We start from the raw sequence: 13,644 nt of genomic DNA on the forward strand, positions 1-13,644 counted from the left end.
GCGGGCTTGCCCGCGATTGCGGTGGGCCAATCAACACCCGTCTTCAGGTTTCAATACACCCAGACCTCCACCCGGCGATTCTTGATCCGCCCCTCATCCACGGTGTTGGCCGCTACCGGCATCTCGGCGCCAAAGCCGCGAATATCGCGCAACACCACGCCACTCTTGACCAACTCCCGGCGCACTGCCATCGCCCGCAGCTTGGACAGCAGGTCGGCGCGCTGCGGGTCATCCTTGGCATCACCAAACCCCACCAGCGTGACCCGCTTGTCCCGTTTGTCGTGGCTGCCTATATAAGCCACCACCCGCGCCAGATCCTGGCGTGCCTTGTTGTCCAGGCTGGCACTGCCTTCTTCGAAGCGAAAGTTCACGCTCAGGCGCTGCGCCTCGCGGGCGATGGCCTGGTAGGCCTCGGGCATCGGTGCCCGAGGCTGCACGGTGATGGCCTGGACCTGTTGGGCGATAAAGCCATTGGCGGCCACGATGGCCTGGCCCTGGGCGCTTTGGGCAAAGTCCACCAGGGCCTCGGCCCAGGGGTTGCTGTTATTGGGCGGCAGGTAGAAAAACAAGCGGCGCGACAGCGGATAGTCCTCGGTGGCGATCAGGCTGCTCTGCGGCAACATGGCTTGGGAGTCACCGTCAATGATGGCTGCGGCCTTGGCCTGGCGCACGTAGGGCAGGCCGATAAAGCCGATGCCTTGCGGGTCGTGGCTGACCGCATCGGACAATTGTTCGCTGGACTCAAAGCGCTTGGCGGTACTGTCGAGGGTTTTGCCGCGACGGCTGAGCACCAGTTCCTTGAAGGTGTCGAAGGTGCCGGATTGATCATCGCGGGCATACAGTCGGATCTTCCCGCCGCTGGCGCCCAAGGCTTCCCAGGTGCTGATTTCGCCGCTGAAAATCCTCGCCAGTTGGTCGGTGGTCAGCATCTGCAGTGGGTTGCTTGGATGCAGGATGATCGCCAGGCCATCGATGGCAATCACCTGTTCGGCGCCGGGGCTTTTCAGGTCGCCCAGGGGTTCAAGCTCGACCAGCTCGCGGTCCTTGATCGGGCGCGACGCGGCGGCCAGGTCGGCCTCGGCATTTTTCAGCGCGGCGAAGCCGGTGCTGGTGCCGTGGGCGGCGATTTCTACCTGCACTCGCTTGCCCTGGGGGCTGGTGCCGACGAGGCGCTGTTCGTTGGGGCGGCTGGCCGGTTCACGGTGCACGGCCTTCAGGCCCTGTTGCTCCATCAGGCCCTTGACCAACGCCGGGCCCAGCGCCGCGCCAATGGTATTGGAACCCTGGATGCGCAAGGCCGGGCCATGTTCGGGAAAGGGTAGGGGCGTTGCAAGCGCCGCAAGAGGAAAAGCGCCGCAGAGGGCCAGCAGGTACAGAACGCGCAGCATCATGCCGCCACCTTCTCAAGCCAAAGGAAGTGCGGGCAGATTAAGTCAGTAAGGTTGCCAAAATATGACTGAGACCCAGCCTATCCAAATGTGGGAGCTGGCAAGCCAGCTCCCACATTTTATGGTGTTGGCGCAAAGATCAGCTCAGTTCCAGCCAGATCGGCGCATGGTCCGATGGTTTTTCCAGGCCGCGCAGCTCGTAGTCCACACCCGCGTCCTTGACCCGTGGCAGCAGGCCATTGGAGGCCATGATCAGGTCGATGCGCAGGCCCCGCTTGGGTTCATCTTCAAAACCGCGGCTGCGGTAATCGAACCAACTGAAGCGATCGGCCACATCCGGGTTCAGGTGCCGGAAGCTGTCCGTCAGGCCCCAGTTCTTCAGGCGCGCCATCCACTCGCGCTCTTCCGGCAGGAAGCTGCATTTGCCGGTCTTCAGCCAGCGCTTGGCGTTGTCGGCACCGATGCCGATGTCGCAATCCTCGGGGGAGATGTTCACGTCGCCCATCACCACCAGCGCCTGGTCATTGCTGAACTGGGTTTGCAGCAGGTTTTGCAGGTCTTCGTAGAAGCGCTGCTTGGCCGGGAACTTGGTTGGGTGGTCGCGGCTTTCACCCTGTGGGAAATAGCCGTTCATGATGGTGATCGGGTTGCCGTGTTCATCAGCAAAGGTGCCCCAGATAAAGCGGCGCTGGGCATCTTCTTCGTCGCTGGCAAAACCCTTGTGCAGGGCCAGTGGTTCCTGGCGCGAGAGCAGGGCGACACCGTAGTGGCCTTTCTGCCCGTGGTAGTACACGTGGTAACCCAGGGCCTGGACTTCGGCCAGCGGGAACTGGTCGTCGTGGACCTTGGTTTCCTGCAGGCCGATCACGTCCGGTTGATGTTTGTCGATCAGGGCCGCCAGCTGATGAGGCCGGGCGCGCAGCCCGTTGATATTGAAGGAGACGATTTTCATGGTCGGCAGTCCAGTCTGGCAAAAGGGCGATGCTAGCCGACAAGTCGGACGGGGGCCAGCGTGGCGGTAGGACAGATGCACTGCTAATGTCTCTCAAGGAGCCGATGGCAGGGAACGACTCAGTTGCCCCGGGCTCGTAACAATAAGAGCGCGGCCTTTTGAGTTGCGCCCAGGGGAGATACACCGGATGCCTGATACCTCGACCGCCATTGCCCAGGTTCATATGCTCGACCGCGGCTATTCGCGCGAAGCGCGTTCGCTGCTGTACCACGCCTATCGCCATGAGCCGACCTTCGCCTATCTGTTCGAAGCCGAACGCTCCGGTTATGAGCAGCGGGTCAGGGCCACCGTGCGCGAGCTGGTCAAGCAGCATTTTCTCCAGGAACTGCCGGCGATCGGCCTGCTGGTCAACGACCGGCTGATCGGCATCGCCCTGATTGCCCCGCCACAACGGCGCCTGGGCATCACGGAAAGCTGGGCCTGGCAATTGCGCATGTGGCTGAGCACCGGTGTGCGCTGCACCCGGCGTTACCTCGAATATCATCAGGCGGTGTTGGCTTGCCTGCCGTCCGAGTCGGTGCATGTGTTGCCGCTGCTGGGGATCCACCCGCAATTCCAGGGTAAGCACTACGGTGAGCAACTGCTGGAAGCCGTGCATAACTGGTGCGCGCAGGACCCGCATTCACAAGGGGTGGTGCTGGACACTGGCAATCCGCTTTACCTGGAGTTCTACAAGCGCCAGGGCTATGACGAAGTCGGAGAGGTGGCTGTAGGACCCATCCTGGAGCATGTGTTTTTTCACCCGAATCCCCAGGTGTTACAACCTGCAACGCCTTAACACAGAATTATTCAGACAATTCCCGGTTCTAAGGTGCTCCCCAGCTCGTGTAGCATCCGCGCCTATGAAGTTTTCAAATAGATTTACCAGCGGCTTGATTCTGCTGTTCACAAGCTGCGGCGCCCTGGCGCAAAGCGAGTTGGACGTGCGGGTCAAACCTTCAAACGATGCGCTGAAGGCCAATATCGAAGGCTATATCGGCGGGGTTGGCGAGCGTGACGAGGAGGCCTTGCTGCGCTTTAGCCGCGGTGCCGAGGAGCAGGCGCGCAAGGCCGCCCAGGCACTGGGCTATTATCAGCCGCAGATTGCCAGCGAGGTGAAGCCCGGCAAGAACCCGCGCCTGATCCTCAGTATCGACCCCGGCGAGCCCGTGCATTTGCGTAATGTCACGATTCGGGTGGACGGCCCGGCGGCCGAGCTCAAATCCTTTCGCGTACCTGACAGCCAAGACCTCAAGTCCGGCGCCGTGCTCAACCATGGCCATTACGAAGACGCCAAGCGCCTGATCCAGAACCAGGCCTCGCGCTTCGGCTATTTCAGTGGCCGCTTCACGCGTCAGACCCTGTCCGTCGACCCCCAGGCGGGCGTGGCCGATATCGAACTGGTCTACGACAGCGGCCCGCGTTACACCCTCGGCAAGGTCAACTTTGCTGGCGATACCCCGTTTGATGAAGAACTGTTGCAGCGCATGGTGCCGTTCCAAAGTGGCACCCCCTACGATTCCGAATTGATTGCCGAACTGAACCAGGCCCTGCAATCGAGTGGCTATTTCGAGGGTGTGCGGGTGGATGCCGCCCCGGCCGCGGCGGCCAATGATGTGATCCCGGTGGCGGTCCAGCTGGAAACCCGCAAACCGCGAACCATGGGCCTGGGCCTGGGTTTTTCCACCGACGTCGGCCCGCGTGGCAAGGCCAATTGGACGCGGCACTGGGTCAACCCCCAAGGGCACAGCTATGGCTGGGAGGCCGAGTTGTCGGCGCCTCGGCAGAACGTCGGCCTGTGGTACGACATTCCCCTCGATCCGCCGCTGACTGACAAGCTGCGTTTTGCCGGCGGCTACCAGAACGAAGAAATGGCCAACACCGACACCCTCAGCAAGTTGCTCACCCTCGGCCCGGAATGGCACAGCAAGTTGCCCAGCGGTTGGACACGGGTGATCTCGCTCAAATGGCAGCGCGAAGAATATCGCCTGGGGGACGACTCCGGCTTGAGCAATCTGCTGATGCCCGGAATCAGCTATTCCTACCTGCGCAGCGACAACCGCATCGACCCCCATAACGGCTATCGCCTGCAGTTCGATACCAAGGTGGCCAAGGAAGGGCTGGGTTCGGACACCAACCTGCTGTACGGCACGGCGATGATCAAGGGCTTGACCACCGTGTGGGACAAGCACCGCTTCCTCGGCCGTGCGCAGTTTGGCGGCAGCGCCACCAATGGCTACAAGTCGGTGCCGCCGTCCCTGCGCTTTTTTGCAGGTGGCGACCAGAGCGTGCGCGGCTACGAGTACCAGACCCTGTCCCCGGAAAACAACAAGGGCGACCGCATCGGTGGCCGCTACATGGTGGCCTTGAGCGCCGAGTATCAATATTCCATCGCCGAAAAATGGCGGATCGCGACCTTTGTCGACCAGGGCAACTCCTTTAACAGCCTGGAATTGCCGAGCCTGAAAACCGGGGTCGGGGTCGGCGTGCGCTGGGTGTCGCCGGTCGGCCCGATTCGCCTTGACCTGGCCCATGCCCTGGAAGATCCGGGCGGCATTCGTTTGCACTTTTCCATGGGGCCTGAGCTGTGAAGCGTGGTTTGAAAATAGCGGGTCTGAGTGTGGTGGCGGTTGCAGCCCTGGTGCCGCTGGCTGTCTGGAGCGTACTGGGTACGCAAGTCGGCAGTCGCTGGGCCCTCGGCCAAGTCCCGGGGTTGACCGTGGATAACTTCCAGGGCCGCCTGGGCGGGCAATGGAGCGCCGACCAGGTGCTGTGGCAACAAGACAGCAGCCGCGTGGAGCTCAACGCGCCGAAGTTCGATTGGTCACCGGCGTGCCTGTTGCGAATGACCTTGTGCATCCGGCAACTGGATGTGGAGCAGGTCAGCCTGCAATTGCCACCCAGCACCGAAGACAGCAGCGGCCCGATTACCCTGCCGGACTTGAACCTGCCCGTGGCCATCGAACTGGGCGACGTGCGCGTCGGCAGTCTGCTGTTCAACGGCAGCGAAGAACTCCAGGGCCTGCAACTGGCCGCGCACTGGACGGCCGCGGGGATGCAGATCGACGCGGTGCACCTGCAACGCGACGGCCTGGTGCTGGACCTCAACGGCGTGCTGCAACCCACCGGTGACTGGCCGCTGACGGCGAGCGGTAACCTGAGCCTGCCCTACGCCCCGGGCGGCGCGCCGTGGGCGGTGGCGCTGAACGTCACCGGTGATTTGCTCAAGACCCTCAAGCTCGACGCCGACAGCACGGGCTACCTGCCCGCCAAACTCAGCGGCGAACTGCAACCCCTGGTCGAGAACCTGCCCGCGCAGTTGCGCATCACCGCCGATGGCTTCAAACCCGCCGCCGACCTGCCGGACACCTTGCAACTCAACCAACTGGACCTGACTGCCAAGGGCGACCTGGGCAAGGGCTATCAACTGCTGGGCAAGGCTGTATTACCCGCAGAAAAAGGCCCGGTTGACCTGTTGCTGCAAGGCCGGGTCGATGCCAAGGGCGCGCAGATCGCCGGCCTGGACCTGAACGCCGGGGACAAACAAAACCTCAAGCTCAGTGCCCAATTGGATTGGCAGCAGGGTTTGAGCGCAGACGCAAAAATCGACTGGCTGGACTTCCCCTGGCATCGCCTGTATCCGCTGATTGACGAGCCGCAAGTGGTGTTGCGCACCTTCAACGGCGAAGTCTCCTACAAGGACGGCAACTACCTGGGCAATCTCAAGGCCGACCTCGACGGCCCGGCCGGCAAGTTCAGCCTGGTCACGCCGTTCAGCGGCGACCTCAAGCAAGTGTTCCTGCCCGAGCTGAAATTGACCGCTGGCCAGGGCAAGGCCGAAGGCCACCTGAACCTGCAATTTGCCGAGGGCATCGCCTGGGACACGGCGCTGGACCTGTCGGCCCTGAACCCGGCGTACTGGGTCGCAGAGCTGCCGGGCACCCTGGCTGGGCCGCTGCGCAGCAAAGGTGAGTTCAAGAACGAACAACTCAAGCTCAACGCCGACCTCGACCTCAAGGGCCGCCTGCGCGGCCAGCCTGCGGTGCTGGCGGCCAAGGCCGAAGGCGCGGGCGAGCAATGGACCCTGGCCAACCTGGATATCCGCCTGGGTGACAACCGCATCAATGGCAGTGGCAGCCTGCAACAGCGCCTGGCCGGGCAGATCGACATCAAGCTCGCACGCCTGGCCCAGCTGTGGCCGCAGTTGCGTGGGCAGGTCAACGGTCGGCTCGATGTGGCCGGTACGTTGAACGCGCCCCAGGGCAAGCTCGACCTCAAGGGCCAGCAACTGGTATTTGAAGAAAACCGCCTGCAAGCCCTCAGCCTGGACGCGACGCTCGATAGCGCACAGCGGGCGAAGATCGACCTCAAGGGCAGCGGCATCCAGGCCGGGGACTCCCAGCTCGGTACCCTGACCGCCAGTGCCCAGGGCGATATCAAAAGCCAGAAAGTCCAACTGGAGCTGATGGGCCCCCTGGTCAAGCTGGCCCTGGCCCTGGACGGCAATCTTGACAAGGGCAACTGGCGCGGGCGCCTGGCCAGTGGCGATGTGCAGGCCGGTGGCCAGGACTGGAAACTGCAGGCCCCGGCAAAAATCGAGCGCATGGCCGACGGCAAGCTGACGTTCGCCGCCCACTGCTGGGTCTCCGGGCCCGCCAGCCTGTGTGGCGAAGACCAGCGGCTGATGCCTGATCCCAAGTTGCGTTACCACCTCAAGCAGTTCCCCATCGACAGCCTGGCGCAATGGCTGCCCAAGGATTTTGCCTGGCAGGGCAAGCTCAACGCCGATATCCAACTCGACCTGCCGGCCAGCGGCCCCAAAGGCCTGATCGCGGTGGATGCCAGTGGCGGCACGCTGCGGGTCAAGGACAAGGATCAATGGCTGGATTTCCCCTACGACACCCTCAAGCTGGAAACCACGCTCAACCCCACGCGCATCGATACCCAGCTGAATTTTCGCGGTGGCAAGCTGGGTGAGTTGCTGTTGCAGGCGCAGATCAACCCGGTGGCGAAAAACAAGCCGATCTCCGGCAACTTCAGCCTCACCGGCCTGGACCTGGCGGTCGCGCGGCCGTTTGTGCCGATGGTGGAAAAACTCAATGGCAAGCTCAATGGCAGCGGGCGTATCTCCGGCGGGTTGTTGGCGCCGCAGGTCAACGGCAGCATCAACCTGATCGCCGGCGAGATTTCCGGGCCCGAACTGCCCATCAGCCTCGAAGGCCTGAACGTGCAGGCGTTGATCGCCGGCGAAAGCGTGCAGCTCAACGGCGGCTGGCGCAGTGGCAAGGCCGGGCAGGGCAGCCTCAAGGGGCAGATCGACTGGGGGCGGGCGCTGGTCGTTGACCTCAGCCTGCAAGGTTCCCAGTTGCCGGTGACCGTCGAACCCTACGCCAAGCTGGAAGTGGCGCCCGACCTGAAGATCACCCTCAAGGACGACAAGTTGGCAATTGCCGGCAATGTGCACATCCCGCGCGGCGATATCACCGTGCGCGAACTGCCGCCGTCCACGGTCAAGGTTTCGGATGACACAGTGATCGTTGGCAGCCAGACCGAAGAGGGCAAGCCGCCGATGGCCATGGCCATGGATATCAACGTGGTGGTGGGCGAGGACCAGCTCAACTTTGCCGGCTTCGGCCTGACCGCCAAGGTCCAGGGCCGGGTGCACATCGGCGACAACCTGGACACCCGTGGCGAACTCTGGCTCAACGACGGCCGTTACCGCGCCTACGGCCAGAGGCTGGATGTACGGCGTGCGCGCCTGCTGTTCGCCGGGCCGCTCGACCAGCCGTACCTGGATATCGAAGCCATCCGCAAGACAGACGACGTAATCGCCGGTATCCGCCTGAGCGGCAGTGCCGAGCAACCGACCACGCAAATCTTTTCGGAACCGGCCATGAGCCAGGAGCAGGCGCTGTCTTACCTGGTGCTGGGCCGCCCGTTGAGCACTACTGGCGAAGATAACAACATGCTGGCGCAAGCGGCGCTGGGCCTGGGGTTGATGGGCAGTGCCGGGGTGACCTCGGACATTGCCAAGAACCTGGGGATCCAGGACTTTGAACTGGACACCCAGGGCAGTGGCAACAACACCGCCGTGGTGGCCAGCGGCAAGATCACCGAGAAACTCAGCCTGCGTTACGGGGTCGGGGTATTCGAACCGGCCAGTACCATCGCCTTGCGTTACCTGCTGAGCAAGCGGGTGTACCTGGAAGTGGCCAGCGGCGTAGCCAGCTCGTTGGATATCTTCTACAAACGGGATTTCTGACGTTTAGCCCACACCAACCTGTAGGAGCTGGATTGCCAGCGATATCGGTCTGTCAGGCACTGGAAATAGTGACTGAACTACCGCTATCGCTGGCAAGCCAGCTCCTACAGTTGTGTCGTGGGGTATACCAAGCAACCTAACTATTTGTTTGACATTCGCTGCCTAGGCAGTAATATTTGGTCACATATTCACTGCCTAGGCAGTAATAAGGTGACTTTCGATGAAACACTTCACCCCGGAAAACTTCCACAACTGCCATCTCGGCCTGTTGCTGGGGCGCGCCGCGATTCTCAAAGACCGCATCATCGACACCCATATGGAACCCCACGGCATCACTGCCGCGCAGTTCAAGGTGTTGATCATCATGGCCCAGTTCGGCGTCGATACCCCGGCGGAGCTATGCCGCAACCTGTCCCTGGATAGCGGCTCGATGACCCGCATGCTCGACCGCCTGGAGCAAAAAGACCTGCTGGCGCGCAAGCGTTCCGAACAGGACCGGCGCCAGGTGCAACTGGTGCTGACCGCAGAAGGCCAGCGCCTGGCGGACATGTTGCCGCAGATCGGCGCCCAGGCCCTCAACCAGCTGGCTGGGGTGCTGGAGCCGGGGGAGTTGCAGACCCTGGAATACATCCTGAAGAAAATCCTGATCGCCGCCGGTGACCCCATCACGCTGCAGCGGGTCGGGACTCAATGAACACGCCAGTCACGCGCGCTGAATAACGCAAGGTACTTGTCATGGCTACTGCCCAAGCAAACAACACCGCTCAAACCCAACCCGACGACAGCAACCCGCGCAAACGCAAAATCATGTTGCTGGGCCTGGCGCTGATCGTCGTGCTCTGCGTCGTGGGCGTCTGGGGCTGGTACGAACTGTATGGCCGCTGGAGCGAAAGCACCGACGATGCCTACGTCAACGGCAACGTGGTGGAAATCACCCCGTTGGTCACCGGCACTGTGGTCAGCATTGGCGCCGACGATGGCGACCTGGTCCACGAAGGCCAGGTGCTGATCAACTTCGACCCCAACGACGCAGCCGTCGGCCTGCAAAGTGCCCAGGCCAACCTGGCGCGCACGGTACGCCAGGTGCGCGGCCTGTACAGCAATGTGGATGGCATGAAAGCCCAGGTACAGGCGCAAAAAGCCCAAGTGCAGACCGCCCAGGACAACTTCAACCGCCGCCGAATCCTCGCACAGGGTGGCGCGATTTCCCTGGAAGAACTGTCCCATGCCCGCGACGCCCTGAGCGCGGCGAGCAACTCATTGGCCAACCTGCAACAGCAACTCAATACCTCCACCGCGTTGGTGGATGACACGGTGATTTCCTCCCATCCGGATGTACAGGCCGCTGCCGCGCAACTGCGCCAGGCCTACCTGGCCAATGCGCGCAGCACCCTGATCGCACCGGTTACCGGCTACGTCGCCAAGCGCACCGTGCAACTGGGGCAGCGGGTCGAGCCGGGTACCGCGTTGATGGCGGTGATTCCCCTGGACCAACTGTGGATCGACGCCAACTTCAAGGAAACCCAACTGCGCCAGATGCGCATTGGCCAGCCGGTGGACATCGAGGCCGATCTCTACGGCAGCGACGTGAAGTACAGCGGCACCGTCGACAGCCTTGGCGCCGGTACCGGCAGCGCCTTTGCCTTGCTGCCGGCGCAGAACGCCACCGGCAACTGGATCAAGATCGTGCAGCGGGTGCCGGTGCGCATTCACATCAATGCCCAGGAGTTGGCCGAGCACCCATTGCGGGTGGGGCTGTCGACTCAGGTGCAAGTCAACCTGCATGACCAGAGCGGCCCGGTGCTGGCGCAACAACCGCCGCAAAAAGCTTCGTTCAGCACCACTGTGTATGACCGCCAGTTGGCCGAGGCCGACGCGATGATCACCCAGTTGATCCATGACAACAGTGTGGCCGCGCCGAAGGCTGCGCAACGCTGATGAGCAATAACGCCTCCTTCACGCCGCCCAGCTTGCTGATGGCCACCATTGGCCTGTCCCTGGCGACCTTTATGCAGGTGCTCGACACCACCATCGCCAACGTGGCGCTGCCGACCATCTCCGGCAACCTGGGGGTGAGTTCGGAGCAGGGCACCTGGGTCATCACCTCATTTGCCGTGAGCAATGCTATTGCGCTGCCGTTGACCGGCTGGTTGAGCCGGCGCTTTGGCGAGGTGAAGCTGTTTTTGTGGGCCACCATTTTGTTTGTGCTGGCCTCGTTCCTGTGTGGTATCTCCACCTCGATGCCCGAGCTGATCGGCTTCCGGGTCCTGCAGGGCTTGGTCGCGGGGCCGTTGTACCCGATGACCCAGACCCTGTTGATCGCGGTCTATCCGCCTGCCAGGCGGGGCATGGCCCTGGCATTGCTGGCGATGGTCACGGTGGTCGCGCCGATTGCCGGGCCGATTCTTGGCGGTTGGATCACCGACAGCTACAGCTGGCCGTGGATCTTCTTTATCAACGTGCCCATCGGGATTTTTGCGGTGATGGTGGTGCGTGCGCAGCTCAAGAAGCGGCCGGTGGTCACCAGCCATCAGCCGATGGATTATGTTGGCCTGTTGAGCCTGATCGTCGGGGTCGGTGCCTTGCAGATCATCCTCGACAAGGGCAATGACCTGGACTGGTTCGAGTCCAATTTCATCATCATCGGCGCGGCCATCTCGGTGATCGCCCTGGCGGTGTTCGTGATCTGGGAAATGACCGACAAACACCCGGTGGTCAACCTGCGCCTGTTTGCCCACCGCAACTTCCGCATCGGCACCATCGTGCTGGTGCTGGGCTACGCCGGGTTCTTTGGTATCAACCTGATCCTGCCGCAATGGCTACAGACGCAGATGGGCTACACCGCCACCTGGGCCGGGCTGGCCGTGGCGCCGATCGGTATCCTGCCGGTGCTGATGTCGCCCTTTGTCGGCAAGTACGCACACAAGTTCGACTTGCGGCTGCTGGCCGGCCTGGCGTTCCTGGCGATTGGCCTGAGCTGCTTTATGCGCGCCGGCTTCACCAATGAAGTGGACTTCCAGCACATCGCCCTGGTGCAACTGTTCATGGGCATCGGCGTGGCGCTGTTCTTCATGCCGACCTTGAGCATCCTGATGTCCGACCTGCCGCCGCACCAGATCGCCGACGGCGCAGGCCTGGCGACCTTCCTGCGGACCCTGGGTGGCAGCTTTGCGGCATCGTTGACCACCTGGATCTGGATTCGCCGGGCTGACCAGCATCATGCCTACATGAGCGAGAGCATGAGTGTGTACGACTCGGCCACCCGCGATGCCCTGAACACCCTGGGCGGTGCGGGCCACAAGGCCTATGCGCAACTGGACCAGGTCCTCACCAGCCAGGCATACATGATGTCTACCGTGGACTACTTCACCTTGCTGGGGTGGATGTTCATGGGCTTGATCCTGCTGGTGTGGCTGGCCAAGCCGCCGTTTACCGCAAAGGCGGGGCCGGCGGCGTCGGGTCACTGATCTTGAATTGCAATGCAGTCAACTGTAGGAGCTGGCTTGCCTGCGATGGCATCACCTCGGTGTGACTGATGTACCGAGGTGCCTGCATCGCAGGCAAGCCAGCTCCTACATATTGATAGGTGTTGTGTCTGGGTTATGCGCCAGGCAACGCCAACTGCGGATTGACGAAGTCGAATGCCGCCAGCTGGAAACCTTGCTCATCCACCTGCAACGCCCAACCCTGCTTGTCCCAATCCCCCAGCACAATGCGTTTGGCCGCCTGCTCGCCAATCTGCAATTTGTGAATGGCCGGGCGGTGGGTGTGGCCGTGGACCAGGGTGCGCACGCCATGGGCCTGCATTACCCGTGGCACTTCCTCGGGCGTTACATCGACAATATCGTTGGCCTTCATGCGCGTCTGCGCGCGGCTTTCACTGCGCAGCTTGCGCGCCAGCTTATGGCGGGTGCGCAAGGGCAGGTGGCGCAGGATAAACAGCACAAGGGGGTTACGCAGGATGCGCCGCAGCTTCATATAGCCGAGGTCGCGGGTACACAGGCTGTCGCCGTGCATCAACAGCACGGGCTCGCCATACATCTGCACGACGCTGGGGTCCTTGAGCAAGGTCGCGCCTGCTGCTTTGCAGAACGCCTTGCCGATCAGGAAATCGCGGTTGCCGTGCATCAGGAATATTTGGGTGCCGCTGTCGCTCAGCTCACGTAGAGCCGCGCATATCGAACGCTGGAACGGGGTCATGCCATCGTCGCCAATCCAGGCTTCGAAAAAGTCCCCCAGGATGTACAACGCTTGCGCGCCACGGGCGCGGCCGTGGAGTAAATCCAGAAACGCCCGGGTAATGTCCGGGCGCTCCTCTTCCAGATGCAAATCTGAAATCAGCAATATCACGCAATGATCTCGGCTTTCTCGATGATCACGTCTTCTGCTGGTACGTCCTGGTGGCCGGACTTCATGGTGGTGGAAACACCCTTGATCTTGTCCACGACGTCGGTGCCTTCGGTGACTTTACCGAATACCGCGTAACCCCAGCCCTGTACGGTCTTGGCGCTGTGGTTCAGGAAGCTGTTGTCGGCCACGTTGATGAAGAATTGCGCGGAGGCCGAATGCGGCTCCATGGTGCGGGCCATGGCGACGGTGTACTTGTCGTTGGAGAGACCGTTGTCCGCTTCGTTCTGGATGCTTGGACGCTTGTCTTTCTTTTCTTTCATGCCTGGCTCGAAACCGCCGCCCTGGATCATGAAGTTGCCGATGACACGGTGGAAAACAGTGTTTTCGTAGTGGCCGGCTTTAACGTATTCGATGAAGTTGGCGACGGTGGTCGGCGCTTTCTCGGCGTTCAGCTCGATGACGATGTCACCGTGGTTGGTGGTCAGTTTGACTTGAGTCATGTTCATTACTCTTTTCAGGGAATTCGTGGGTTCGGCCGCCTGGGCACCTTACCGGGTTGGCTAAATTGCGGCCAAGGCGCGCAGTTTAGCGTGCCCTGCAGGAATTTCGAGGTGGTTTTTCACCGCCCATGCAATAAATGCAGCAGTTTTTGG

General features: G+C 62.0%; 10 protein-coding genes. 6 read left to right on the top strand and 4 right to left on the bottom strand.

From position 1 onward, the window contains the following. Positions 1-50 precede the first annotated feature (50 nt). Positions 51-1,391 (bottom strand): phosphate ABC transporter substrate-binding/OmpA family protein, encoded by a 1,341-nt coding sequence (locus HBO11_RS04215; RefSeq protein WP_169954367.1) that lies wholly within the window; start codon positions 1,389-1,391, stop codon positions 51-53. A gap of 136 nt (positions 1,392-1,527) precedes the next feature. Next, positions 1,528-2,340 (bottom strand): exodeoxyribonuclease III, encoded by an 813-nt coding sequence (xthA, locus tag HBO11_RS04220; protein ID WP_169954366.1) that lies wholly within the window; start codon positions 2,338-2,340, stop codon positions 1,528-1,530. A gap of 187 nt (positions 2,341-2,527) precedes the next feature. On the opposite strand from xthA, the gene HBO11_RS04225 reads away from it, so the two are divergent. From HBO11_RS04225 to HBO11_RS04250, 6 genes are all read left to right on the top strand, one after another. Then, positions 2,528-3,178: a GNAT family N-acetyltransferase gene (locus HBO11_RS04225; RefSeq protein ID WP_169954365.1), complete on the top strand. Its 651-nt coding sequence runs from the start codon at positions 2,528-2,530 to the stop codon at positions 3,176-3,178. A 64-nt stretch (positions 3,179-3,242) separates the two neighbouring features. After that, positions 3,243-4,970, top strand: coding sequence for an autotransporter assembly complex family protein (locus HBO11_RS04230; RefSeq protein ID WP_169954364.1), 1,728 nt, complete (start codon positions 3,243-3,245; stop codon positions 4,968-4,970). Further along, entirely contained in the window at positions 4,967-8,641 is a 3,675-nt protein-coding gene (locus HBO11_RS04235) for a translocation/assembly module TamB domain-containing protein (RefSeq protein WP_169954363.1), read from the top strand. The genes HBO11_RS04230 and HBO11_RS04235 overlap by 4 nt, the downstream gene beginning before the upstream one ends. 220 nt (positions 8,642-8,861) lie before the next feature. After that, positions 8,862-9,335 (top strand): MarR family transcriptional regulator, encoded by a 474-nt coding sequence (locus tag HBO11_RS04240; RefSeq protein WP_169954362.1) that lies wholly within the window; start codon positions 8,862-8,864, stop codon positions 9,333-9,335. Positions 9,336-9,376: 41 nt separating this feature from the next. Further along, positions 9,377-10,579: an HlyD family efflux transporter periplasmic adaptor subunit gene (locus HBO11_RS04245; protein WP_169954361.1), complete on the top strand. Its 1,203-nt coding sequence runs from the start codon at positions 9,377-9,379 to the stop codon at positions 10,577-10,579. Next, positions 10,579-12,108, top strand: coding sequence for a DHA2 family efflux MFS transporter permease subunit (locus tag HBO11_RS04250; protein ID WP_169954360.1), 1,530 nt, complete (start codon positions 10,579-10,581; stop codon positions 12,106-12,108). The genes HBO11_RS04245 and HBO11_RS04250 overlap by 1 nt, the downstream gene beginning before the upstream one ends. A 133-nt stretch (positions 12,109-12,241) precedes the next feature. On the opposite strand, the gene lpxH is transcribed toward HBO11_RS04250, so the two are convergent. Then, positions 12,242-12,991: a UDP-2,3-diacylglucosamine diphosphatase gene (gene lpxH / locus HBO11_RS04255; protein ID WP_169954359.1), complete on the bottom strand. Its 750-nt coding sequence runs from the start codon at positions 12,989-12,991 to the stop codon at positions 12,242-12,244. After that, positions 12,988-13,491 carry a peptidylprolyl isomerase gene (locus HBO11_RS04260; protein ID WP_169954358.1) on the bottom strand — a complete coding sequence of 168 codons (504 nt, stop codon included), beginning with the start codon at positions 13,489-13,491 and terminating at the stop codon, positions 12,988-12,990. Before HBO11_RS04260 ends, lpxH begins: the two co-directional genes overlap by 4 nt. Between the last annotated feature and the right edge of the window lie 153 nt (positions 13,492-13,644).

The sequence above is a fragment of the Pseudomonas sp. WS 5010 genome (assembly GCF_012985565.1).
Classification (GTDB): Bacteria; Pseudomonadota; Gammaproteobacteria; order Pseudomonadales; family Pseudomonadaceae; genus Aquipseudomonas.